The sequence below is a fragment of the Aquirufa antheringensis genome, assembly GCF_023921165.1.
GTDB lineage: Bacteria > Bacteroidota > Bacteroidia > Cytophagales > Spirosomataceae > Aquirufa > Aquirufa antheringensis.
In genome coordinates, this window is record NZ_CP049835.1 from 1,502,932 (window position 1) to 1,526,712 (window position 23,781).

Below are 23,781 nucleotides of genomic sequence, written 5' to 3' on the forward strand. Positions count from 1 at the left end.
AGAACTCATTTTTACCTAAAAAATTAGCGATTAATTGCGACGCTACTTAAGATAGACTGGATGATTTGAAGCGTGGTGATGTTATCCGCTTCCGCCACATAATTCAAGATAATGCGGTGATTCAGGATATCTGGGGCCATTTCTTTGATGTCCTCCGGCAATACATAATCACGTCCTTCTAAATAGGCCATCACTTTCGCGGCTAGATTCAGTTGGATACTCGCACGTGGTGATGCCCCGAATTGGATATATCCCGCTTCTTGCGTTAATCCATATTCAGCCGGATTTCTGGTCGCGAAAACAAGTTCGATGATGTATTTTTCTAGGGTCTCCGAGATCGTGATTTCGTTAATTTCCTTACTAATTTTAGCGATATCTTCCGCATTTAACACGGTTTTAGGCTCGTAATTGAAGTCCATGTTGGACTTTTGGCGCATCACCGCTAATTCCTGGTCTTTGTCCAGGTAATTCAAGAATACCTTGAGCATAAAACGGTCTACCTGCGCCTCCGGAAGCGGGAACGTACCTTCTTGCTCGACTGGATTTTGAGTGGCTAAAACTAAAAAGGGCTTGTCTAAAGGATAGGTCGTATCCCCGATGGTCACCTGCTTTTCTGCCATCGCTTCTAAAAGCGCTGATTGAACCTTGGCAGGAGCACGGTTGATCTCATCTGCTAGGATGATTTGGGCGAAAATAGGTCCTTTTTTGACTTCAAATTCAGATTTCTTCGGATTGTAAATCATCGTCCCTACTAAATCCGCAGGTAACAAATCTGGAGTGAATTGGATACGGTGAAAATGAAGGTCGAGAATTTTAGCTAAGGTGTTAATCGTTAACGTCTTCGCTAAGCCAGGCACCCCTTCTAACAGGACGTGACCGCCCGTAAAAAGACCTACTAATAAGCGATTAATGAGGCGTTCCTGGCCAATGACCACTTTGCCCATTTCGTCAATGACGGCCTGAATTTTTTCTCTCGAGCTCATAATTACTGCAATTTCTTGTAGCGAATACGTTTAGGCGTTGTATCCCCTAAGCGTTTCTTACGTGATTCTTCGTATTCTGAATAATTTCCTTCAAACCAAGTCACCTGTGAATCTCCTTCAAAGGCTAAAATATGCGTAGCAATACGGTCTAAGAACCAACGGTCGTGGGATATGACTACCGCACAACCCGCGAAGTTTTCTAAACCTTCCTCTAAAGCGCGGAGCGTATTTACGTCCAAATCATTGGTCGGCTCATCGAGTAATAATACGTTGGCACCTTCCTTCAGCATCATAGCTAAGTGAACACGGTTACGCTCTCCACCGGATAACATGCTGATTTTCTTCTCTTGATCTGCGCCATTAAAGTTGAATTTGCTGACATAGGCACGCGCATTCGCCTGCTTTCCGCCTAACATCACCCAATCATTGCCGTCAGAAATGGTTTCAAACACCGATTTCTCCGCCTTTAATTGATTGTGTTCTTGATCCACATACGCCAGTTTTACCGTTTCCCCCACTTCAAAAGTCCCGGAATCAGGCTGTAACTTATCAGTAATCAAATTAAATAAGGTTGTTTTACCTGCCCCGTTTGGCCCGATAATTCCCACAATACCGGCTGGGGGTAAAGAGAAACTCAGGTTTTCGTACAATAATTTGTCGCCAAACGATTTCGATACACCCTGTACCTCGATCACTTTATTTCCTAAACGAGGACCTGCTGGAATAAATAATTCTAGCTTGTCTTCTTTCTGTCTGTTCTCTTCTGAAAGGAGTTTCTCGTAGGCTCCAATACGCGCTTTAGACTTCGCCTGACGAGCTTTGGGCGCCATACGCACCCATTCTAACTCACGCTGCAAGGTCTTTTGACGACGAGATTCCGTCTTCTCTTCTTGCGCTAAACGGTTTTGCTTTTGCTCTAACCAAGAAGAATAATTTCCTTTCCAAGGAATCCCTTCGCCACGATCTAGTTCTAAAATCCAGCCCGCCACATTATCTAGGAAGTATCTATCGTGGGTTACGGCGATCACAGTACCCTTGTATTGACGTAAATGCTGCTCTAACCAGTCTACGGATTCCGCATCCAAATGGTTAGTCGGCTCATCTAATAAAAGGACATCTGGCTCTTGTAATAATAAGCGACAAAGCGCCACACGGCGTTTTTCACCCCCAGAAAGGGTGCTCACTAAGGCGTCAGACGGAGGACAACGCAAGGCATCCATTGCTTTTTCTAAACGCGTATCTAATTCCCAGGCATTGAAGTGATCCAGCTTCTCTTGGACCTCACCTTGGCGCGCTAATAATTTGTCAAAATCGGCATCAGGATCCCCGAAAGCCTCATTAATCTCATCGAATTCCTTTAACAGGTTCTTGATTTCTACGACCGCTTCTTCCACGACTTCGATCACCGTTTTGTTCGGATCTAATTGCGGTTCTTGCTCTAATAAACCTACGGTGTAACCAGGTGAAAATACAACATCACCCGTGTAGGATTTATCGATTCCGGCGATTATGCGCAATAAAGTGGACTTTCCAGATCCATTCAGACCCAAGACACCAATTTTTGCCCCGTAGAAAAAGGACAAATAAATATTTTTTATGATGGTCTTTTGAGGAGGGATGACTTTCGACACACGCTCCATCGAAAAGATGATTGTTTCGTTACTCATTAAATTTTATTTTTATACAACCCACAAATATCGCAATTTTTTAAATAAATTAGAGGTGAATTAAGATTTACGATTAACATTTGAGCCAAAGCCTCTGCTTGAAGCTCTTTCCTTAAAACATATGAGCCAGCCCACATCAAACGAGTTTGGATTTTGCCGCGACGGTAAAGTTTTCATCAATGCCTATTTAAGCTATCCTGAGCGCGAAATCGGTTTCGTGCGTCATTCGGAAGAGGAAGCATTAGCCTATTTTGTGAAACGTTTTGACCTCGCCGTAAGCAAGGTAAAAGGTCTATCTGCTGAAATTGAAGCGGCGCAGAATAAAGGTTCGTTTTTGACCAAAGTCTTGCAAATGCAAACCTACCTAATCGAATTCGATGGACTAGGTGATTTTAAACCTTTACTAGCAGAATTAGAGAAGCACGAGGCTTATTTGAAAGAATTAATTCAGGCGAATCAGATCAAAAACTTAGAAATCAAACGCGCCTTGATTCAAGACGCAAAAGAAATCTCAGAGGAAGAAGAGGTGGTGGAAGCGACGGACAAATTGATGGAGGTGAAGATGAAGTGGGTGAAGACGGGTCCAGTCGATAAACAATTCCAAGATCAATTAACCGCAGAATTCCAAGAGGTGATGGATGCCTTCTTCTTGAAGCGCCGGGCCTATTTCGAAGATAAGAACCGCCAGATAGACGAGAAGATTTTAATCTTGCAAGGCTACATCGATAACGTGCACCAATTGCGTAAGGCTGAGGATATCGATGATTCCGTGGTGAAAGTGAAGGAGATCCAAAAGGAGTGGAAGAATGTGATCGGATTGCCGCCCAAGAAGCAGTCGATGCTTTGGAAAAACTTCAAGAAGGCAAATGATATGTTCTTCGAGAAGTACAACCGTATTAAAGGAATCGATTACAAACCTCGGATTGATCCACGTGTGTTAGAATTAACGACGATGACGGGGGAATTGGAATTGAAATTACGCGATCAAGTAAATATTATAGCGACCGCGGATTTAGCGAAAGCCTACTTAGTGAAGTGGAAAGAGATTTCGTCCCAAATCAAAAATATGGATCGCTCGCTCGCCGAACGATTCAGAACCATTTGCGATAAGATCTTCGAGATGAATTATTTATTGCGTGTGATTTCGTATCGCCATGCGAACTTAAATGAGAAGCCACGGATCGAGCAGTTGAAGATCATGATCAATCAGATGGATTACATGGCAAAAAAGGAGCGAGGAGAACTAGAATCGTTCATTGCTGAATCGGAGGCTACTCGCATGATGGAGGATAAAATTACCTTGAGTAAAATCAATACCCAGAAGCGCAAAATCTCCATGAAGGAGATCTTGCTAACGGGCTTTAAAGAAGAATTAGATCAATTATTGAATTCGTAAACCGAGTTCAGTTGCGAATCCAGGAAAATCGAGACCATCGAAGGTGCCAGACGACATCATCAACAGGTTTTGGTTTTCCTGATTTTGTTTTAACAGGATTTGCTTTAGGTCTTCTTGTTCACGTACTACGACCAAGTTTGGGTGATTAAAATAGGACTGAACCGTTTCAGCTTCAATTCTATCCATTTGCTTGATAGCACGCGCGTGTTCGCTTAGGTAAATAATCGCCATATCCGCATCCGCTAACGTCCCTTTGTATTCCGGTAGAAAAGCAGGATTCAAGCTGCTAAACGTATGTAATTCCAGCGCAGCCACTAATTTCCGTTGTGGGAATTGCGCTTTTAGAGCCTGCGTGGTCGCTTTCACTTTCGAAGGAGCATGTGCGAAATCTTTGTATAGCAATTGCGTATCGGATTCTCCTACCCATTCTAAACGTTTGGCAGCTCCTTTAAAAGATTGTATTGCGATATAGAATTCTGTTTTATTCACGCCTAATTGCGAACAGATATGCAAAGCCCCTTGCAAATTTTTCAAGGTATGTTCTCCAAAAACCTGCAGGCCATATTCCTTTCCATCGTTTCCTTTCAAGAAAGTTTGGCCGTTTCTAATGATAGAATCGTGTGCCTTGTATCCCTCTGATTGACAATGCTCTGGGCAGGCTTCGGCGATGGCCTCTAGCGTTTTATCCGTTTTGTCAAAGAATAAATGCCCCGCTTTAGGCATTTCTTTCACTAAATTTTCGAAGGCTTGTGTATACGATTCGAATGTTGGATAGACATTAATATGATCCCAAGCGATGCCGGAAATCAACGCAATGTGCGGTTGATATAAAAGAAATTTTGCTCTGCGATCGATAGGAGAGGCTAGGTATTCGTCGCCCTCGATGATCATAATAGGGGCATCGGTGATGGATGCCATTAAGTCAAATCCCTCGATTCGCGCTCCCACTAAGTAGTCGAATTTCTTGTTTAGTGTCTTTAAAACGTGCAAAATCATCGACGTTATACTCGTCTTTCCATGACTTCCGGCGATGACAATTCGCTGTTTGTTTTTGCTTTGTTCGTAGATGAAGGAAGGATAGGATTCAATTTTTAATCCTAATTCCTGCGCTTTTAAAAGTTCAGGGTTGTCTGCACGTGCGTGCATCCCTAAAACAATGGTGTCTATGTCCGAGTTTATTTTCTCTGGGACCCAACCAAACTCGGCGGGTAAGATGCCATGTTTCTCCAAGAGGCTTTTGGAAGGTTCGTAGATTTCATCGTCTGAGCCTGTTATTTCGTGTCCTTGAGCTAAAAGGGCTAGGGCTAAGTTGTGCATCGCTGCACCACCGATGGCGATAAAATGAATTTTGGACATAATAACTTAATAGGGATTTGTCTTGCAAAGTACATACTTTTATTGCAGTTTTGCACGTTTTTCCACAAACTCGAGGTGAACTCGGGTACATTTAAACAGAAGGATGAAAAATTACATCGATCTAATTGACCAAACCATCGAGTTTCCTACTCGGGAGTTCAATATCAATGAGAACAATGAATTATTGTTTAACAATGTGCCTTTAATGGAAATCATTAAGCAATATGGTACGCCTTTAAAGGTTTCCTATTTGCCTAAAATTTCTGAACACATCGAGAATGCGAAACTTCTCTTTAGAAATGCGATCAAAAAGTACAACTACAAAGGAAACTATACCTATTGCTATTGTACGAAATCGTCACATTTCTCTTTCATTTTAGAGGAAGTTTTGAAGCAAAATGTACACCTAGAAACCTCTAGCGCTTTTGATATTCCTATCATTCGCGATATGTACAACCAAGGAAAAATTTCTAAATCGACTTACATTCTTTGCAATGGCTATAAACAGCCGTTGTATACCCAATACATTTCGGAGTTAATCAATGACGGATTCAACTGTATTCCTGTTTTAGATAACCTGAAAGAAATCGATTTCTATGAGAAATCGGTAACTGCTGAAAAAGTGAACATCGCTATTCGTATTGCCACAGATGAAGAGCCTGATTTCGCTTTTTATACCTCTCGTTTAGGATTACGTTATTCGGATGTAAACACCCTTTACAACGAAAAAATTAAGCCTAATCCTCGCTTTAACTTGAAGATGTTGCACTTCTTCATTAACACAGGAATTAAAGATTCAGCTTATTATTGGTCTGAATTAAGCCGTTTCGTTTACAAGTATTGCGAAATGAAGAAGATCTGTCCAGAATTGGATTCGATCGATTTAGGTGGTGGCTTACCTATCCAAACCTCATTGCAATTCAATTATGATTACCAAGCAATGGTCGACGAAATCGTTGAGTCGATCTCTTGGATTTGCAACAAAAACAACGTTCCAGTACCTAATATCTTTACGGAGTTTGGATCCTACACCGTAGGTGAAAGCGGCGCTGTTTTGTATGAGATTATTGACCAAAAACTGCAGAATGACAAGGAGCTTTGGTACATGATCGACGGATCGTTCATTACGCAATTGCCGGATTCTTGGGGTATGAACCAGAAATACATTATGTTGCCGGTGAATAACTGGGGTTTACCTTATCAAAAGGTCAACCTAGGTGGTTTGACCTGCGACTCGATGGATTTCTATAATACAGAAGCGCATAGCTCCGATTTATACTTGCCTATTTTTGAAGAGGAATCAGAACGTCAATACGTAGGGTTCTTCCATACGGGAGCCTATCAAGAATCTTTAGGAGGTTATGGTGGAATTCAACATTGCTTGATTCCTGCCCCTAAGCACGTGATTATCGACCGGTTAGAAGATGGTACGATCACGACTCGCTTGTTCTCAGAGGAACAAAAGAGTGCACCGATGTTAGATATTTTAGGATACCAGCATTCAGAACCTGTTACCGCTAAAAAGGAAACACCTGCAAAAGCGAAGTTAGCTTCGGTCTAAGATGAAAAAAGGAATCTTGATTCTGGCTTTAGCCTGCGCATTGATCTCTTGTTCGAGACAAGCCGCTTGCCCAGCCTATGGAATGACCCGTGCGAATACTAATCCTCCCAGTCAAAGGTTTTAGTCACCGCTTTCTTCCATTGCTTGCGGTAATGCGCTCGCTTATCGGAATCCATCGCTGGTTTCCAGGTATGCGCAATGCCCCAATTCTTTCGTAGATCATCCAAGTTTGCCCAATAACCTACGGCAAGTCCAGCCGCATACGCTGCGCCTAGGGCTGTGGTTTCTATAATCTTTGGACAGATCACCTCTTCCCCAATAATATCAGACTGAAACTGCATCAATAATTGATTTACGACCATCCCACCATCTACTCGAAGAGAGGCGATCGGGATGCCTGCATCTTTTTCCATCGCTTCGAGTACTTCCCAAGTTTGGAAAGCCGTTGCCTCTAGGGCTGCACGGGCAATATGTGATTTATTAATATAGCGCGTTAAACCTACTAAAGCTCCGCGCGCATCTTGTTTCCAATAGGGTGCGTATAAGCCTGAAAAGGCGGGCACGAAATAGCATCCCCCATTATCGTCCACGAGTTTTGCTAATTTTTCGATGTCTGGACTATGTTTAATGATGCCCAGATTATCGCGTAACCATTGAACCAGTGCGCCCGTAATGGCCACAGAACCTTCCAGTGCATAATGCACAGGCTCATTGCCTAATTGGTAGGCAACCGTAGTTAAGAGGCCAAATTGGGATGGAATCGCTTTCGTTCCCGTATTCATTAGTAAGAAACAGCCGGTTCCATAGGTATTTTTTCCTTGGCCGGGATTGAAGCAAGTTTGGCCTACTAAAGCCGCTTGTTGATCACCTAAAATGCCCGCTAACGGAACGCCACCAAGCACTCCTTTTGCTTTCGCATACACTAATGAACTAGATTTAATTTCCGGAAGCATCGCTTTAGGGATGCTTAGTACGTTCAGAATCTCCTCGTCCCAAGCACAAGTTTGTAAATCCATTAACTGGGTGCGGCTAGCATTCGTCACATCAGTGATGTGAATTCCGCCATCAACTCCGCCTGTTAAATGCCAAGCGATGAAGGTATCCATGGTACCGAAAAGCGCATCGCCTTTCTCCGCATCCGCTCGCAATCCGTCGATATTAGTTAATAACCAGCGCAGTTTTAAACCACTAAAATAGGTGGCTAGAGGAAGACCCGTTTTAGCTCTAAAACGATCCATTCCGCCATCCTTCGCTAGTTCTGCTAGTTCAGAACCTACGCGTGTATCTTGCCAAACAATCGCATTATAATACGCCTTGCCCGTTTTTTTATTCCAAACGACCGTTGTTTCACGCTGGTTCGTTATTCCTACCGCCGCTAAATCTTTCGCAGAAAGGTTCGCTTTCCCGAGCGCCAGACCGATCACCTCTTGGGTATTTTTCCAAATCTCGTGTGAATCATGCTCCACCCAGCCCGCTTGGGGGTAGATTTGTTGGTGCTCTTTTTGGCCTACAGAAATAATCTCTCCAGCCTTATTAAATATGATGAAACGAGAACTCGTGGTCCCCTGATCAATCGATCCTACGTACATAGTTTTTTAGTTGAGGGTCAAAATGAAAGCACCTAAAACAGCTCCCGCCGCTGGACCTAACACCGGAATCCAAGCGTAGTCCCAGCCAGAATCACCTTTGTTTGGGATCGGCAAAATAGCGTGCATAATACGTGGGCCTAAATCACGTGCTGGATTAATTGCATAACCGGTCGTTCCACCTAAACCAAGGCCGATCGCCCATACTAAAATTCCCACCATAAAGGGCCCTAAACCTGTTTCAATCGTAGAAAAAGTCCCTAAAGCGACTACGGCGAGGGCAGAGGCAAAGGCTTCTGAAATAAAATTGAAGGGGGTATTTTTAATCGCTGGATCCGTGCAAAACGAAGCGCGAATGGCACCTTTATCTTCTGTTACATCGTAATGAGGCTTGTAATGCAACCAAACCAATAGTTGACCTAACATCGCTCCTAAAAGCTGAGCCCCAATAAACGTAGGGAATAAACTCCAATCCCCTGATTTCACACAACCTGCAATCGTTACGATGGGATTTAAGTGAGCCCCTGAGCTACCAAAATAGGTAGAAACATAGATCGCAACCGTTACTGCGAAGGCCCAAGCCGCTGCGATGGCTAATAAACCAGTGCCATTTCCTTTTGTGTCTTTTAATAACATATTGGCAACAACGCCATTTCCGAGGTATAATAAGGTAGCAGTTCCGGCGAGTTCGCCGATGAAAATGGATGACATAGGTTGAGGTTCTATTTTTGGTTTTCCAAAACTATAAAATCTTCGCAATAAAAAAATTATCTTTGATTTCAATTTAGCTGAATGCCCTATGCGCGAAGATTATTTAACTGGAGATGCAGAATCCTTAAATCCACAGGAAAAGGAGTTTGACAAAGCACTACGTCCGCTGAGTTTTCTCGATTTCTCTGGACAAGGTAAGATTGTCGATAACTTGCAAATCTTCGTAGGGGCTGCGAAAGCGCGCGAGGAGGCATTGGATCACGTCTTGTTGCACGGGCCTCCGGGTTTAGGAAAGACCACCTTGTCGCACATTATCGCGAATGAATTAGGTTCTAGTTTGAAGATTTCATCTGGTCCAGTTTTGGACAAACCCTCTGATTTAGCGGGTTTGCTAACGAATTTGCAACCCTACGACGTTTTATTTATTGATGAAATTCACCGTCTGAACCCCATCGTGGAGGAATATTTGTATTCTGCCATGGAGGATTACAAGATCGATATTATGTTGGATTCGGGCCCGAATGCACGTAGCATTCAGATTGGTTTGAATCCCTTTACCTTAATTGGGGCTACGACTAGAGCAGGACTTTTGACCTCGCCCTTGCGTGCGCGTTTTGGAATTAATGCCCGCTTAGAATATTATGACGCCGCTTTATTGACCAAAATCGTAAAGCGCTCTGCCTCCATTTTAGATATGCCTATCGATGAATCGGGGGCCTACGAAATCGCGAGACGTAGCCGCGGTACGCCACGTATTGCGAATAATTTATTGCGACGCACGCGGGACTTTGCCCAAATGAAAGGCAATGGTTCGATCGATGTCAAGATCGCCGAAATCGCCTTGAATGCCTTGGATGTAGACCAAAATGGTCTAGACGAAATGGATAACCGCATTCTTTTGACCATTATTGAGAAATTTAAAGGTGGTCCAGTGGGCTTGACTACGATAGCTACCGCTTGTGGTGAAGAAGCTGAAACCATCGAAGAAGTGTATGAACCTTTTTTAATCCAAGAGGGATTCTTGAAGCGTACCTCTAGAGGGCGTGAGGCGACAGAGAAAGCCTACCGCCACGTAGGGATTGCACCTAGAGCTGAAACTGGATCGTTATTTTAATCTATACCTATGTCAACAAGAAAAATGTTAATCGCAGGAATGATGTTTGTTTCTGCGTCTGCTTTGGCCCAAATGAAATACCCACAAACGAAGAAAATCGATCACGTCGATAACTACCACGGAACGCAGGTCGCGGATCCTTATCGCTGGTTAGAGGACGATAATAGTGAAGAAACAAAAGCGTGGGTGAAGGCGCAAAACGAAGTTAGTTTCGGTTATTTAAACCAAATTCCGCTTCGCGAAGAATTCAAAAAGCGCATCGAGGCACTTAGTAATTACGAGAAAATATCTGCCCCTTCTCGCAAAGGAGAATGGTATTATTTCTACAAAAACAGCGGTTTGCAGAATCAATCGGTGTTATTCCGTCAAAAAGGCTTGAACGGGAAACCAGAACAAGTCATTGACCCGAATACCTTATCAAAAGACGGTACCACTCGTTTAACCGTATTTTCGTTAGATAAAAAAGGTAAATATGCCTGCGTGGGATTAAGCCTAAGCGGCAGCGACTGGCAAACCTATTACGTTCGGGATATGGAAACGGGTAAAAACCTCGCGGACGAATTGAGCTGGGTGAAAGTGAGTGGTGTGGCTTGGAAAGGCAACGGCTTTTTCTATTCACGCTATCCTGAACCGGGTAAAGGGAAAGAATTAAGTACGAAAAACGAGAACCACCAAGTGTGGTTTCACACGGTAGGAACGCCGCAATCACAAGATCAATTAATTTACGAGGATCCTAAAAACCCACAAAGATTCCATACGGTTAGCACCTCGGATGATGAGCGCTTTGCGTTCTTGACTATTTCGGATCGCGGGAAAGGTTTAGATGGAAATGCCTTGTGGATCATGGATGCGGCTAAAAAGGAAACGAAATTCAAGCCAATCGTCGCGGAGCCAGGTAAATATGATTTCAGTATCGTGGATAACGACGGCGACATCTTGGTCTTAGAAACAAATGAGGGAGCACCGAATAAGAAAATTGTCCGCGTGGATCCGGCGCATCCTGAAAAAGCGAATTGGAAAACCATCGTCGCCGAAAAGCCGGAGCCTTTGCAAGGAGTCAATACGGTGGGGAAACGTTTGTTTTTAAATTATTCAAAAGATGTGGCATCTCGCGTGATTAGCTACGATTATAACGGGAAAGAATTGGGATCGGTTAGTTTACCAGGCCTAGGAAATGCCGGTGGTTTTGGCGGTGAGAAAGAGGATACATTTACCTTCTATACCTATTCTTCCTTCAATTTTCCACCCACGATTTACCGCTATGACTTGGCGACTAATACGTCGACCGTTTTCCAAAAGCCAACCCTAGCTTTTGATCCCACAGATTATACGGTTGTTCAAAAGTTCTATCCATCGAAAGATGGCACTCAAGTTCCGATGTTTATCGTCAGCAAAAAGGGTATTGAATTAAACGGTAAAAATCCAACGATACTGTATGGTTACGGCGGATTCAACATCAGTTCTACTCCTTCTTTCTCGGCTAGCCTTATTCCTTGGTTAGAAAAAGGAGGTATCTATGTGGTGGCTAATTTACGTGGCGGAAGTGAGTATGGCGAGAAATGGCACGAAGCGGGAATGAAATTGAAAAAGCAAAATGTGTTTGATGATTTCATTGCCGGAGCAGAATATTTGATTCGGGAGAAATACACTTCGCCAGCTTATCTAGCGGCCTCTGGTCGTTCAAATGGTGGTTTGTTAGTAGGGGCAGCGATTAACCAGCGTCCAGATTTATTTGCGGCAGCCTTGCCGGGTGTGGGCGTAATGGACATGTTACGTTTCCAAAAATTCACCATCGGCTGGAACTGGGTCGCAGATTACGGCAGCAGCGATAATGCGGAGGAATTCAAAGCCTTGTATGCTTATTCGCCTTTACACAACATTAAAGCAATGAATTACCCAGCCACGATGGTCTTTACATCGGATCACGATGACCGAGTAGTTCCGGCTCACTCCTTTAAATATGCAGCCACGCTGCAGGAGAAGAATACGGCGGCTAAACCAATGATCATTCGAATTGATACGAATAGCGGACACGGTTCGTCGAACACCGCGAAGTTGATTGAACTGACGGCTGACTCCTATGCCTTCGTCCTGTATAACATGGGGAAATAAATAAAAAAAGCCTGGAAATAAATCTCCAGGCTTTTTCATTCTCAAACCTCAAGCGGACTATTTTACTTCTACTCTTCTAACTGCTCCGTCATTTCCTTGCGTAACGCGTAAGAAATAGACGCCAGCAGCGGCTTTCTTTAAGTCAATTTGTCCTAAGTAATCGCCTTGGAAATCTTTCACTGTTTCAGTTGCGATCTCTTTTCCGTTCACATCTGAAACGGCGATCGATACATTTCCTTTCGTAGGGGCTGTGAAATGGACATTGATCTTACCATTAAAAGGTTGATTTTGCTTGCCAGAAAGACCTTGGATAGTTTTAGAACCTGTATCTTCTGCCCATTTTTGTAATTTTTTCAAGCCTTTCATTTTCATTCCTGGACCACCCATTGGGCCATCTAATTGAATGTTGAATTCTTTTTCTACCCCCTCAGGACCTTCTTCTCCGCGAAAGATCATCACATTAGCATCTCCTCCGTTAGCACCTGGAGCTCCTGGAGCCATAGCCATTCCTGGTCCACCGCGGCGAATAATTACACGCTTGTCAGCGCCCCCTTCTGCTCCGCCTTCGATTTGTTCGATGATGACATTGCCTGGATGGCCTGACATACGGGAGTGAGATTTGTTTACATCGACGCGAACGATTTTTCTCTTACCGCCTGATGAAGTCACGTTGATTTCTAAGGAGTCACTTAATTTTTTAACTATGGCATCTACCTGATCGAGGTCATTGAATTTTTTCTCGATGATGCGTTCTTTGCCGTTTTCGTTGATGACGATTTTAACGGTTGCTTCTTTTTTTTCTTGTGCGAAAGCAGCTGTGGAAATACAAGCGGCTAAGGCAGTGATGAATAGGATTTTCATGAATTTGTTTTTTGATCCGGTGCAAACTTACGAAAAGCGGTAGTTTACTACCTGTTAAAGAATGTTAATGTGATGAGCGGCTGCCATTAATCCATTACATTTGTAGCGAATTATTTTCTTTATGTCGAAACGTAAAATACGCTTGCTGATTGCCTTAATGTCTTTTGCCCTGTTAGGATTAATTGGGTTTCAGGCCTATTGGTTGCGTTTTATGGTAGAAGCAAAGCGAGAGAATTTTGCCAAAGACGTTCGCAATAGCCTCGAGCAAGTGGTCAGAAAACTGGAGAAGCAAGAGATTTTAGTATTAGCCGAACGCCAAAAAAAATTCGAAAGTGTGGCCACTAAGACGGCTAAACCGAAGCCGACTCCGGCATACGTTCCAGATCCCGTTATTCAAGAAGAACATCCCGTGCTAATACAACCACGCCAAGATGTTATTTTCGTTCGTAAATCATTTATGTTGCCGAACGGTCAATTAGCGGAGGTAACAGAAGAATATACCGTGGATGAAGATCCAGAAGAATTAAAACAGCGCGTGCAAGTGGAAAAAGAGATGAACCGAATCATCAAACGCGAGCAACAAAAAATCTTAAAAAAGATGCGCCGTCGTTCGAATCGCGTCATTCAAAACTTGGGAGATCGCCAGGCTCAAATACAGGCAAAATTAGTGCAGGAGAAATCGGAGCGCCAAGATTTAGAGAAGGTATTACAGAAAACACAGTTAGCTAAAGAAGTATTCTCCGATTTCTTATTTAAAGAAAGACCGATACTTCAGCGCATTCAACCAGGCTATTTAGATAGTTTGATTCGAAAAGAATTAGCGGATAAGGGGGTGAATTTAACGTATTCTTTTGGCATTCAAAGTTCCCCTAAAACCTGGTCCTATATCTCCTCGCCAGAAATTAAGCAACAAAAGGCCATATTTGAGGCAGCCTTGTTTCCGAATGATATTCACCCCTCTAAAAATGTGTTGAAGATTTATTTTCCAGACAGTGGTACGTATATCTGGCAAACGATGGGCCTCAGTTTAGCGGGTTCGGGTCTGTTATTATTGGTGATGATCGGCTGTTTTTACTTTGCTGTTTTGACGATTCTACGCCAAAAGAAATTGGCCTTAGTGAAGAATGACTTCATTAATAATATGACCCACGAGTTTAAGACGCCTATCACGTCGATCTCCCTGGCTACGCAATTATTACAAGAAGAGTTGAAGCCGGGAAAAAACGAGTCGATGCTGCGTTATTTGGGAATCATCAAAGAGGAAAATACGCGTTTAGGACAGCAAGTAGAACGGGTATTGCAGACTGCTCAAATGGAGCGGGAGGAAATCACGCTTAAACGCAAATCGGTCGATGTGGCGGCTCTCATTCAACACGTGGCAGAGATTAATGGGCCATTGCTTGATTCGGTCAATGGGGTTTTATCGCTTCAATTAGCTGATTTGCCTCCCCATATTTCCCTCGATGAAGTACATATATCTAATGTGTTGAATAATTTAGTGGATAATGCGGTGAAGTATAGTCCTGCGAATCCGAAGGTTGAAATCAAGGCGCGAGAGCAGGATCAAGGAATTGTAATCGAAGTGAAAGACCAAGGAATGGGCATGCCTAAAGAAGCACTCAGCAATATTTTTGATGCCTTTTACCGCGTGCCTACAGGTAATGTCCATAACGTAAAAGGTTTCGGTTTAGGACTAAGTTATGTGAAGAAAATCGTGGAAGCCCACGGTGGAAAAGTGAACGTGAAAAGTAAATTAGGAGAAGGAAGTACATTTGAAATCTATTTGCCCTATGTCAAAGACGCCTGAAATTTTAGTCGCGGAGGATGATCCAAATTTAGGATTATTGTTAACAGAATTCTTGAAAAAGAAAGGTTATGCTGTTTCATGGGCCCAGAATGGGGACGAAGCGCTTGATTTATTCGTGAAGGGAAACTTCGATTTATGCCTATTAGACGTGATGATGCCTAAGAAAGACGGTTTTTCTTTGGCCAAAGACATCAGAGCAAACCACCAGCAAGTGCCCATCATTTTCCTAACCGCGAAGTCCATGGAAGAAGACACCTTACAAGGCTTTAAAGTAGGGGCCGATGATTACTTGACCAAGCCCTTCTCCATGGAGGTGTTAGTGGCAAGAATGGAGGCCATTTTGCGCAGAAGCCATTCGGATAAGTCTGTGCCTAGTTTAGCGGACGAAATTGCCTTAGGGAACTACACCTATATTCCGGGTAAAATGCGCTTAATAATCGGAGAAACGGAGCTAAAGTTCACCCCTAAGGAGAACGAATTAATGAAGCTTTTGTGCGAGAATCTGGGACGGCCGGTGAGCAGAAGTTATGCTTTGAAACTAATTTGGGGGGATGATACCTATTTCAACGCTAGGAGTATGGACGTATATATGACGAAGTTGCGCAAGATGCTAAAAGAAGACCCTCGCGTTCAGCTATTGAATCTGCACGGCGAGGGTTTCCGATTGAGTGTAGAGGGGCTCTAGTTAATGTGCGTAAAGCCCGTGTAAGGCACTAATGCTTCAGGAATCTTGATTCCATCCGGGCCTTGGTTGTTTTCTAAGATAGACGCCACGATACGAGGCAGGGCCAAAGCCGATCCATTCAACGTATGGCACAAGATCGATTTTCCATCGATTTTCGTTCTTAACTTCAAGCGATTCGCTTGGAAGGTTTCGAAATTACTGACAGAACTTACCTCTAACCAACGGTTTTGGGCACCTGACCAGGCTTCCATATCGTAGGTTAATGCCGAAGCAAATCCCATATCTCCACCGCATAAACGTAAGACGCGGTAGTGCAATCCTAGCTTTTGAAGTAATCCCTGAACGTGTAGCGACATTTCTTCTAGAGCCGCATACGAGTTTTCTGGTTTGTGGATTTGAACGATTTCAATCTTGTCGAATTGGTGCAAGCGGTTCAAACCACGTACGTGTGCACCCCAAGATCCAGCTTCACGACGGAAGCAAGGCGTGTGCCCCACATTTTTAATGGGTAATTCTTTCTCGTTCACGATCACATCCCGGTATAAGTTCGTGATAGGCACCTCAGCCGTCGGAATTAAGAATAAGCCCTCTTCTTTTGTGACATACATTTGGCCTTCTTTATCAGGCAATTGTCCTGTCCCAAAACCTGAATCTTCATTAATCAAAATCGGAGGTTGAATCTCATAATAACCCGCTTTGATCGCCTCATCCAAGAAGAAATTAATTAATGCGCGTTGTAAACGAGCCCCTTTTCCCTTGTAAACAGGGAAGCCGGCACCTGTAATTTTATTGCCTAAATCGAAATCGATGATGTCGTATTTCTTGATCAAATCCCAGTGAGGCTGTGCGTCCGCAGGCAGCTCAGGTAGAGACCCCCAGGTCAAAACGACCTCATTGTCATCCGCCGTTTTGCCTTGTGGCACAGAGCTGTGGGGAAGGTTAGGCAGAGTGACTAATAAATCGGTCAATTCTTTATCTGCGGCTTTGGCAGCCTCTTCCATCTCCTTAATCGATGCTTTTAAGGCAGACGTTTCTGCACGCTTGCCTTCGGCTAATTCTTTTTGGCCGGATTGCATTAACGCACCTATTTCTTTCGCCGCCGCATTTGATTTCTCTAATGCGGATTCAGCTTGCTGCAATAGGGCTTTGCGTTGATCGTCTTGTGCGATCAATTTCGCAACGATTTCCGCCGCATTCGCCACATGCTTCTTTTGTAAACCGGCGATCGTGGTTTCTTGATTCGCGCGAATAAAGGGTAAGGTTAACATAGCTCGGTTTTTAGAAAAGTCCTTCGTTTAATGCGTTTAATGCGTCATTCTTGTGGGAAGCATCCACTAATAAAGAGATATTGTGCTCTGAAGCGCCATACGAAATCATGCGAATAGGAATCTTCTTGATGGCCTCTAATACCTTAATGGCAATGCCCTCTTTATCTGCCCAGAAATTACCCACGATGCAGATAATCACTTGGTTCATATCGGGATCTTCCAATTCTGCAAATTCACGTAATTCACTCATAATCGCGTCTAAATGCGTCGTTTGATCAATGGTCACACTGACAGAAACTTCTGAAGTGGTGATCATATCCACCGGCGTTTTGTATTTTTCAAACACCTCAAATACGCGCTTCAAGAAGCCGTAGGCATTCAGCATACGCGTCGAGTGAATGTAAATCGCAGTAATATTATCTTTTGCAGCAATCGCTTTAATCTCAATATCAGTCGATTTTTCTGAAATCAAGGTCCCAAAAGCACTCGGCTCCATCGTATTTTTCAACCGAACTGGAACGCCTTTCAACTTAGCCGGTGTAATCGTGCTTGGGTGTAGAATCTTAGCGCCAAAATAAGCTAATTCTGCCGCTTCAGCGAACGATAGCTCGCGGATAGGGAAGGTATTCTTCACGATACGAGGATCGTTATTGTGCATTCCATCGATGTCTGTCCAAATCTGGACCTCCTCCGCTTGAATGGCACCTCCAATAAGTGAAGCCGTATAATCCGATCCGCCACGCTTCAAGTTATCTACTTCACCAGCTGGGTTGCGGCAGATAAATCCTTGTGTAACGAATATTTGCTTATCCTTGACAGGAGCTAAAAATGCGGCTAGTTTTTGTTCGATAACTTTTAAAATGGGCTCGTTGTCTTCATCGATCACCATGAAATCTAAGGCGGGTAATAAAGCAGAGCTGATGCCTTCTTCTTGCAAGAATGCTTCGAAAATTTGGGTAGAGAGCAATTCGCCCAAGGCCACCATTTCCTTTTCCTGCTTCACCGTATAAGGTGAAGTGGCGATTAGGCTATCGATGAAGGTAAATTCTTTTGCAACAATCGCCTGTCCTTGACCAAGTCCTGCTGGAGTGCTGTACAACTCAGTTAAAAACTGATCATAATGCGCACGCAATTCACTCGCTTTAGACTTTGCTTCAGCGGCATTTCCTGCATTCAAGGATTCTGAAATAGAAAGAAGTGTATTTGTGCTGCCTGAAAGGGCAGAAAGTACCACGATTTTGGGTTGACCATCTTCCGTAATTAGTTGACGGATCGACTTCATTCTTTCGGGTTTTCCTACGGAGGTGCCTCCAAATTTCCAAACTTGCATATGTTCTCGTATTATATTCCTAACATTTTGATGGCAGTAATGGCCGCCTCATCGCCTTTATTTCCGTGCTTGCCGCCTGCGCGATCCATCGCTTGTTCTTGCGTATTAGGAGTTAAAACCCCAAAAATCACCGGCTTGTCAAACTTCAAACTCACATTCGTAATCCCATCCGCCACAGCCTGGCAGATGAAATCAAAGTGCCTTGTTTCACCTTGAATCACACAGCCTAGGCAAATGACCGCATCGATATTCGCCTGCTGCGCCATCTTCTGAGCGCCTAGGCTTAATTCGAAGCTACCTGGCACTTTGGCACTTATAATATTTTCTTCTTTTGCCCCGAACTTCAATAGCGTATCGTAGGCACCTGTATACAAGGCGTGGGTCACGTCGGTATTCCATTCAGATACGACGATGGCGAAGGTTTTACCGGAAATATCCGGTAGATTATCCGTTGTAAAATCGCTTAAGTTTTTTAACGCTGAAGACATAGTAGGGGGTTAAAAAAACAAGGGATAAAAGCTCAAGCTCTTATCCCTCATCCTATAATCTGTTCTAAAAATTATTCAGAGATAGAGCTTTCTAAGATCGCTTTGTATTTCTTCGCAGGGATTGATTCAGACGACTGACCGTATTTTTCTACGATGATGGAATACGTATCCACTGCTTCTTTCACTTGTTTATTTGCTTCGTAAGCGTTCGCTAATTTTAACAAATAGGTAGGAGTGAAGAATTTGTTCGGCTTGTGTTCCGCTGCTTTCTTATAGTAATCAATTGCGTCAGCGAATGATTTCTTTTCAGCATACGCATCTCCGATTAAAGAATAGGCGCGAGCTTGAACTAATAAATCTGAGCTAGAGAAGTTTTTCAATTTCTCAATCGATTGATCGAATTTTCCTTGCTTTAATAAGGTAATACCTAAGTATAAATCAGCTAAGTTTTGTGTATTTCCACCAAACTCGTCTGATACTTTCGCTAAATCTTTTGAAGCTGCTGCTAAAGAATCAGATTCAAAGGCATAAACCGCTTTGAATAATTTCTTCTCGCCTTCCGCATCTTGTGTAGCTGAATACCATTGGTATCCGAAATAGGCTGCTACCACTACTACGACTACGCCTAAGATCGTTGCAACGCTCGTTTTATTTTTGTCTACTAGTTCAGTCACTTTAGAAACTTCTTGTTGAAGCGCTTCTGGACTTTCGATAATTTCAATTGATTCTACTTTTTCTTTCTTTGCCATAAGGTCATTAATTCGGTTGGCAGATTGTTATAGGTGCCAAAGGACTGCAAAATTATAAAATCTCTTTCATTTTTATCCATATTAATGGAATCTTTTGCATTTTATTTTTCAATTTAGGGGTAAATAAACCTATATGTCCTTTAATCGCCTTGACCAGCTCCGTAAACTCAACGAGTCCTTCGATATTTGTATCATCGGTGGCGGCGCAACGGGCGCAGGAGTAGCTTTGGATGCTACCTTACGAGGCTATAAAGTCCTCTTAATTGAAAAAGGTGATTTCGCTAGCCAAACCTCCTCTAAATCGACCAAACTAGTCCATGGCGGCGTACGCTACTTGGAACAGGCGGTTCGGAATTTAGATTGGCATCAATTTAAAATGGTTTACAAGGCTTTGCACGAACGCAAGACCTTACTGCAGAACGCTCCTCATTTAGCCCATTCACTCGGTTTGTTAACGCCTTGCTATACCCGCTGGGAACGCTGGTATTACCGAATCGGAATGTGGTTGTACGATAAAATCTCCGGAAGCACGAATTTGAAATCAAGCCGCGGTCTGAGCAAAAAAGAAATACAAACCGAATTCCCATCCATCGAATCACATCATTTAAGAGGGGGCGTTTTGTATTATGACGGCCAATTGAATGACGCTCGCTATGCCCTCGCGATTTTAAAAGAATCGGAGCGTTTAGGTGCTTGCGTATTGAATTACGCGCGTTTGGATTCGTTTGAACTAGGTCCTAAGAGTTTGAAAATAAAGAAAGTGCTTTTCACGGATCTTCGCTCCGAAGCCTCTTACACGATTCCTGTGAAGGCGGTGGTTAATGCGACTGGTCCGTTTACGGATTCCGTTAGAGTGCTCGCAAATCCGCGTTTGAAGCCTCGGATGAAAGTGAGTCGTGGAGCGCATATTGTGTTGCCTGCTGAATTTTGGCAAGGAGAAACGGCCTTATTGATCCCTAAAACCGATGATGGGCGAGTGATTTTCGTCATACCATGGCGCGGTGCAGTCTTAGTAGGGACGACAGACGATCCAGATACCTTATCGGAAAACCCGGTTATTTTAGAGGCGGAAAAGGAATACCTCGTCACCTATTTTAATCGCTATTCTGCGAAGAAAGCAAGCTTGACAGACATCAGTGCGACTTTTGTAGGCCAAAGACCGCTCTTGCAAGTCCAGCTCGATTCAGCCATGAATACCGATACAAAATCCTTAGTGCGTGATCACGAGGTGGAAGTGGATGGACGATCTAAATTAGTGAGCATCATGGGTGGTAAGTGGACGACCTACCGCGTCATGGCTTCTGATACGCTTGACGTGTTAGAAAAGGAAGTGCTACACGTTTCTGCGAGTCCTTGTTTGACAAAAGATCATTCGCTTATTCCGCTCGCGTCAGTGGAGTTGCCATTAGGTGTTGCGGAGGATATAGTAGCCCATTTAGAAGAACTCTATGGTCCGGCAGCTGGCGAGGTGTATGCTTTCGGTTCGGAACGTTTACTGCCCAGCGAACCTTATCTTTCTGGAGAGTTAATCTACTTAAAGCAACACGAAATGGCGGAGACATGGGACGATGTGTTAGCGCGTCGTTGGGGTGTTTCGCTCAGAGATGAGGTACTTGCGGAAAAACTGCAAGCCACAAAAAAAGAGGCTTTCGCCTCTTGATTTTAATATTCGTCTTCGTTAAAGAAGAAGTCATCTTTCGTCGGATAATCCGGCCAAATTTCTTCAATACTTTCGAATGGTTGACCATCGTCTTCTAATTCTTGTAAGTTTTCAACCACCTCTAGTGGTGAACCCGTACGGATGGCGAAGTCGATTAATTCATCTTTTGACGCTGGCCATGGCGCGTCTTCTAAATAGGAGGCAAGTTCTAGTGTCCAATACATAGTTTATAGCTAATTTTTATTTCTAAAATAAACGAAGGGTTTTGCTTTAGGTAAACCCTTCCTGACTGCAAAAGTAAAATAAAAATGTATTTATGAAAGATTTATTTTTTAAATTTTCATTAATTATCAAAACCTTGATTTAAACCCCCTTTTATGCGTTCATCTACTCCCGTTTCAGTTGAAGTCTGTGCTTATTCTTTGTTTTCTTGTCTTGCGGCAGATCGAGCGGGCGCACAACGGGTTGAACTTTGCGCATCCCCTTGGGAAGGCGGGACGACACCCAGCGCAGGGCTGGTAGAACAGGCGTTGAAGCAAACTTCCCTAGAGATTCATGCGATGGTTCGTCCTCGAGGAGGAGATTTTGTGTACGATGCAACGGAAAAGCAGACGATGTTAGCAGAGGCTCGTTCATTGATCGCTCAAGGGGTTCATGGAATTGTGGTAGGAGCACTCAAACCGAATGGAGATTTGGATGTGGAGTTTATGCAGGAGTTTCGCAAAATAGCGGAAGACCGCGAGCTAACTTGCCACCGGGCAATCGATGTGTCACGTGATCCCATTCAAGTGATGGAGGAACTAATTAGCCTCGGTTTTAATCGAATTTTGACTTCAGGAGGAAAGAATAAAGCTTTAGATGGAATAGAAAATTTGGCCGAATTAGTGGCGGCCGCTAAAGGACGCATTCAGATCATGGCTGGTAGCGGCGTTAACCCAATGAATTGTTTGGACTTCGTCCACATAGGAGTGGATGCGATTCACCTAAGTGCAAGAACCACGCGTAATTCGGAAATGGAGTATAGACGTCCTGGAATTTCGATGGGAGGAGTGGCGGAGATTTCGGAATTCGAGGTAGCCTACTCGAGTGAGGAAATCATTCGAGCGGCTATCTCTAAAATTCAAGACTTATTCAGCGAATAAATCTGTCGTTTGCCATGCCTTCTCAGGCATAGTCGTAATGTCATATAAACCTACTTCGGTACGCTTGTAGGTAGGTACTTTGAATTCTGCATCAGAAACGTTTCCGTTTTTGAATTTCTCGATCATCAAAGCAAAACGCGCTTCCTCTGAATCTGCAGCTGCCGGAGCGGCTGTTTCTAGTTCACCATCTAGTTCAACGCTATCGCCAGGATTTAAGAATACGGGAGCCGCTTTCTTTACCACTTTGCGCATACCGCCATCCATTCCACTCGAATCTTGCTCGAAGCCGGCTGCGATAACCGTTAAATATAAATCATCACCTAATTCTTCATCGGTTGAGAATCCGAATTTCACCATATCGGCTTGTGCATCGATTCGTTCGTTTAGGTATTCGATGATGGCGTCTTTTTCCCAAATCAACAAATCCTTCTCACTACTCGTGGAAACAGTCACCAGGATGCGTTTAGCCCCTTTAATCTCTTGGGAGTTCAGTAGAGGAGAATTCAACGCTTCTACGATGGCCGCCTTTGCCCTTTCCTCTCCCTTACCTAAAGCAGAACTCATCATGGCTTGCCCAGCATTCGTTAATACCTTTTTCACGTCCATGAAGTCCGTGTTGATATCACCTGGTTTGGCAATCACATCTACTACAGATTTCACCGCTTTCGCTAGTACGTCATCTGCTTTCGCGAAGGCGTGCTTTACCGCTAAATCCTTGTAATGTTCTGATATTTTGTCGTTCATGATCACCAAAACCGTATCGCAATACGCCTTCAGTTCTTCAATTCCGTCTCTTGCATATTGGATTTTCTCTTTTCCTTCCCAGTTATACGGGAATGAGACAACCGCCACCGTTAATAAATCACGGTCTCTAGCGATCTCCGCAACCACCGGAGCAGCCCCAGTTCCAGTTCCACCACCCATACCTGCGGTGATGAAAACCATCTTCGTTTCGTTCGAAAGCACCGCTTTGATCTTCTCTTGGCTCTCCTGAGCGGCCTGCTTCCCTACTTCAGGATCCGTACCAGCTCCTAAACCCTGCTCACCTAATTTGATCTTCGTGCGAACCGTATTAGAGGCCAAAGCCTGTGAATCCGTATTGCAAATAATCAAATCAGCACCCTTTATCTTCAGGTTGTCCATGTGCTTCACCGCATTGGATCCGCCACCCCCAATTCCGATCACTTTGATGATGGATTTGAACGAGGTTTCCGGTACTACTTCGATTTGATGGTTAAAAAAGGAAGGATTTTGGCTACTCATAAGTCAAGGTAAATTTTCTAAAACGTAAAAATAATAGAATTC

At 43.6% G+C, this 23,781-nt stretch carries 20 protein-coding genes; 8 read left to right on the top strand and 12 right to left on the bottom strand.

The window, feature by feature from the left end:
* Positions 1–23: 23 nt before the first annotated feature.
* Both G9X63_RS06860 and ettA read right to left on the bottom strand, forming a co-directional pair.
* Positions 24–983: an AAA family ATPase gene (locus G9X63_RS06860; protein WP_130895899.1), complete on the bottom strand. Its 960-nt coding sequence runs from the start codon at positions 981–983 to the stop codon at positions 24–26.
* A gap of 2 nt (positions 984–985) precedes the next feature.
* Positions 986–2,650 (bottom strand): energy-dependent translational throttle protein EttA, encoded by a 1,665-nt coding sequence (gene ettA / locus G9X63_RS06865; protein ID WP_130895900.1) that lies wholly within the window; start codon positions 2,648–2,650, stop codon positions 986–988.
* A 121-nt stretch (positions 2,651–2,771) separates the two neighbouring features.
* On the opposite strand from ettA, the gene G9X63_RS06870 reads away from it, so the two are divergent.
* Positions 2,772–4,046, top strand: a complete 1,275-nt coding sequence (locus G9X63_RS06870; protein ID WP_130895901.1) for a DUF349 domain-containing protein — start codon at positions 2,772–2,774, stop codon at positions 4,044–4,046.
* Here G9X63_RS06870 and G9X63_RS06875 read toward each other — a convergent pair.
* Positions 4,032–5,402, bottom strand: a complete 1,371-nt coding sequence (locus G9X63_RS06875) for a UDP-N-acetylmuramate--L-alanine ligase (protein WP_252622070.1) — start codon at positions 5,400–5,402, stop codon at positions 4,032–4,034. The genes G9X63_RS06870 and G9X63_RS06875 overlap by 15 nt on opposite strands.
* A 103-nt stretch (positions 5,403–5,505) precedes the next feature.
* On the opposite strand from G9X63_RS06875, the gene G9X63_RS06880 reads away from it, so the two are divergent.
* Positions 5,506–6,963, top strand: a complete 1,458-nt coding sequence (locus G9X63_RS06880; RefSeq protein ID WP_130895903.1) for a type III PLP-dependent enzyme domain-containing protein — start codon at positions 5,506–5,508, stop codon at positions 6,961–6,963.
* 98 nt (positions 6,964–7,061) lie between these two features.
* Here the strand turns inward: G9X63_RS06880 and glpK are convergent, their stop codons facing one another.
* Both glpK and G9X63_RS06890 read right to left on the bottom strand, forming a co-directional pair.
* A complete protein-coding gene (gene glpK / locus G9X63_RS06885; RefSeq protein ID WP_252622072.1) occupies positions 7,062–8,552 on the bottom strand; it encodes a glycerol kinase GlpK in 1,491 nt (496 codons plus the stop codon).
* 6 nt (positions 8,553–8,558) lie between these two features.
* Positions 8,559–9,260, bottom strand: coding sequence for an MIP/aquaporin family protein (locus G9X63_RS06890; protein WP_130895905.1), 702 nt, complete (start codon positions 9,258–9,260; stop codon positions 8,559–8,561).
* Positions 9,261–9,348: 88 nt separating this feature from the next.
* Between G9X63_RS06890 and ruvB the strand changes: the two genes are divergently transcribed.
* Positions 9,349–10,374: a Holliday junction branch migration DNA helicase RuvB gene (gene ruvB, locus G9X63_RS06895; RefSeq protein ID WP_130895906.1), complete on the top strand. Its 1,026-nt coding sequence runs from the start codon at positions 9,349–9,351 to the stop codon at positions 10,372–10,374.
* A 9-nt stretch (positions 10,375–10,383) separates the two neighbouring features.
* The gene (locus G9X63_RS06900; RefSeq protein WP_252622074.1) at positions 10,384–12,486 is read left to right on the top strand and encodes a prolyl oligopeptidase family serine peptidase; all 2,103 of its coding nucleotides are present in this window, start codon (positions 10,384–10,386) and stop codon (positions 12,484–12,486) included.
* Between the two features lie 57 nt (positions 12,487–12,543).
* Here G9X63_RS06900 and G9X63_RS06905 read toward each other — a convergent pair whose 3' ends face one another.
* Positions 12,544–13,347: a T9SS type A sorting domain-containing protein gene (locus G9X63_RS06905; protein ID WP_130923774.1), complete on the bottom strand. Its 804-nt coding sequence runs from the start codon at positions 13,345–13,347 to the stop codon at positions 12,544–12,546.
* 121 nt (positions 13,348–13,468) lie between these two features.
* Here G9X63_RS06905 and G9X63_RS06910 point away from each other — a divergent pair, with 121 nt between their 5' ends.
* The gene (locus G9X63_RS06910; protein ID WP_130923773.1) at positions 13,469–15,154 is read left to right on the top strand and encodes a sensor histidine kinase; all 1,686 of its coding nucleotides are present in this window, start codon (positions 13,469–13,471) and stop codon (positions 15,152–15,154) included.
* Entirely contained in the window at positions 15,138–15,839 is a 702-nt protein-coding gene (locus tag G9X63_RS06915) for a response regulator transcription factor (protein WP_130895909.1), read from the top strand. Before G9X63_RS06910 ends, G9X63_RS06915 begins: the two co-directional genes overlap by 17 nt.
* Here G9X63_RS06915 and serS read toward each other — a convergent pair.
* From serS to G9X63_RS06935, 4 genes are all read right to left on the bottom strand, one after another.
* Positions 15,836–17,107 carry a serine--tRNA ligase gene (gene serS, locus G9X63_RS06920; protein ID WP_252622077.1) on the bottom strand — a complete coding sequence of 424 codons (1,272 nt, stop codon included), beginning with the start codon at positions 17,105–17,107 and terminating at the stop codon, positions 15,836–15,838. The genes G9X63_RS06915 and serS overlap by 4 nt on opposite strands.
* Positions 17,108–17,117: 10 nt before the next feature.
* Positions 17,118–18,437: an aspartate kinase gene (locus G9X63_RS06925; protein WP_252622079.1), complete on the bottom strand. Its 1,320-nt coding sequence runs from the start codon at positions 18,435–18,437 to the stop codon at positions 17,118–17,120.
* An 11-nt stretch (positions 18,438–18,448) separates the two neighbouring features.
* Entirely contained in the window at positions 18,449–18,925 is a 477-nt protein-coding gene (ribH, locus tag G9X63_RS06930) for a 6,7-dimethyl-8-ribityllumazine synthase (protein WP_130895912.1), read from the bottom strand.
* A 71-nt stretch (positions 18,926–18,996) separates the two neighbouring features.
* Positions 18,997–19,674, bottom strand: coding sequence for a tetratricopeptide repeat protein (locus tag G9X63_RS06935; RefSeq protein ID WP_130923768.1), 678 nt, complete (start codon positions 19,672–19,674; stop codon positions 18,997–18,999).
* 133 nt (positions 19,675–19,807) lie between these two features.
* On the opposite strand from G9X63_RS06935, the gene G9X63_RS06940 reads away from it, so the two are divergent.
* Complete coding sequence (locus G9X63_RS06940) at positions 19,808–21,334, top strand: glycerol-3-phosphate dehydrogenase/oxidase (protein ID WP_252622082.1); 1,527 nt, start codon at positions 19,808–19,810, stop codon at positions 21,332–21,334.
* A 2-nt stretch (positions 21,335–21,336) separates the two neighbouring features.
* On the opposite strand, the gene G9X63_RS06945 is transcribed toward G9X63_RS06940, so the two are convergent.
* Positions 21,337–21,558, bottom strand: a complete 222-nt coding sequence (locus tag G9X63_RS06945; protein ID WP_130895915.1) for a DUF2795 domain-containing protein — start codon at positions 21,556–21,558, stop codon at positions 21,337–21,339.
* 153 nt (positions 21,559–21,711) lie between these two features.
* Between G9X63_RS06945 and G9X63_RS06950 the strand changes: the two genes are divergently transcribed.
* Entirely contained in the window at positions 21,712–22,476 is a 765-nt protein-coding gene (locus G9X63_RS06950; protein ID WP_252622084.1) for a copper homeostasis protein CutC, read from the top strand.
* On the opposite strand, the gene ftsZ is transcribed toward G9X63_RS06950, so the two are convergent.
* Complete coding sequence (ftsZ, locus tag G9X63_RS06955; protein ID WP_252622086.1) at positions 22,462–23,739, bottom strand: cell division protein FtsZ; 1,278 nt, start codon at positions 23,737–23,739, stop codon at positions 22,462–22,464. The genes G9X63_RS06950 and ftsZ overlap by 15 nt on opposite strands.
* Positions 23,740–23,781 lie beyond the last annotated feature (42 nt).

Bases quoted from the DNA above. Each gene is read 5' to 3' on its own strand.
- G9X63_RS06945 (WP_130895915.1), bottom strand. From the start codon at position 21,558: ATGTATTGGACACTAGAACTTGCCTCCTATTTAGAAGACGCGCCATGG.
- ribH (WP_130895912.1), bottom strand. From the start codon at position 18,925: ATGTCTTCAGCGTTAAAAAACTTAAGCGATTTTACAACGGATAATCTA.
- glpK (WP_252622072.1), bottom strand. From the start codon at position 8,552: ATGTACGTAGGATCGATTGATCAGGGGACCACGAGTTCTCGTTTCATC.
- G9X63_RS06860 (WP_130895899.1), bottom strand. From the start codon at position 983: ATGAGCTCGAGAGAAAAAATTCAGGCCGTCATTGACGAAATGGGCAAA.
- G9X63_RS06880 (WP_130895903.1), top strand. From the start codon at position 5,506: ATGAAAAATTACATCGATCTAATTGACCAAACCATCGAGTTTCCTACT.
- G9X63_RS06890 (WP_130895905.1), bottom strand. From the start codon at position 9,260: ATGTCATCCATTTTCATCGGCGAACTCGCCGGAACTGCTACCTTATTA.
- ftsZ (WP_252622086.1), bottom strand. From the start codon at position 23,739: ATGAGTAGCCAAAATCCTTCCTTTTTTAACCATCAAATCGAAGTAGTA.
- G9X63_RS06935 (WP_130923768.1), bottom strand. From the start codon at position 19,674: ATGGCAAAGAAAGAAAAAGTAGAATCAATTGAAATTATCGAAAGTCCA.
- serS (WP_252622077.1), bottom strand. From the start codon at position 17,107: ATGTTAACCTTACCCTTTATTCGCGCGAATCAAGAAACCACGATCGCC.
- G9X63_RS06870 (WP_130895901.1), top strand. From the start codon at position 2,772: ATGAGCCAGCCCACATCAAACGAGTTTGGATTTTGCCGCGACGGTAAA.
- G9X63_RS06925 (WP_252622079.1), bottom strand. From the start codon at position 18,437: ATGCAAGTTTGGAAATTTGGAGGCACCTCCGTAGGAAAACCCGAAAGA.
- ettA (WP_130895900.1), bottom strand. From the start codon at position 2,650: ATGAGTAACGAAACAATCATCTTTTCGATGGAGCGTGTGTCGAAAGTC.
- G9X63_RS06910 (WP_130923773.1), top strand. From the start codon at position 13,469: ATGTCGAAACGTAAAATACGCTTGCTGATTGCCTTAATGTCTTTTGCC.
- G9X63_RS06875 (WP_252622070.1), bottom strand. From the start codon at position 5,402: ATGTCCAAAATTCATTTTATCGCCATCGGTGGTGCAGCGATGCACAAC.
- G9X63_RS06940 (WP_252622082.1), top strand. From the start codon at position 19,808: ATGTCCTTTAATCGCCTTGACCAGCTCCGTAAACTCAACGAGTCCTTC.
- G9X63_RS06915 (WP_130895909.1), top strand. From the start codon at position 15,138: ATGTCAAAGACGCCTGAAATTTTAGTCGCGGAGGATGATCCAAATTTA.
- ruvB (WP_130895906.1), top strand. From the start codon at position 9,349: ATGCGCGAAGATTATTTAACTGGAGATGCAGAATCCTTAAATCCACAG.
- G9X63_RS06905 (WP_130923774.1), bottom strand. From the start codon at position 13,347: ATGAAAATCCTATTCATCACTGCCTTAGCCGCTTGTATTTCCACAGCT.
- G9X63_RS06950 (WP_252622084.1), top strand. From the start codon at position 21,712: ATGCGTTCATCTACTCCCGTTTCAGTTGAAGTCTGTGCTTATTCTTTG.
- G9X63_RS06900 (WP_252622074.1), top strand. From the start codon at position 10,384: ATGTCAACAAGAAAAATGTTAATCGCAGGAATGATGTTTGTTTCTGCG.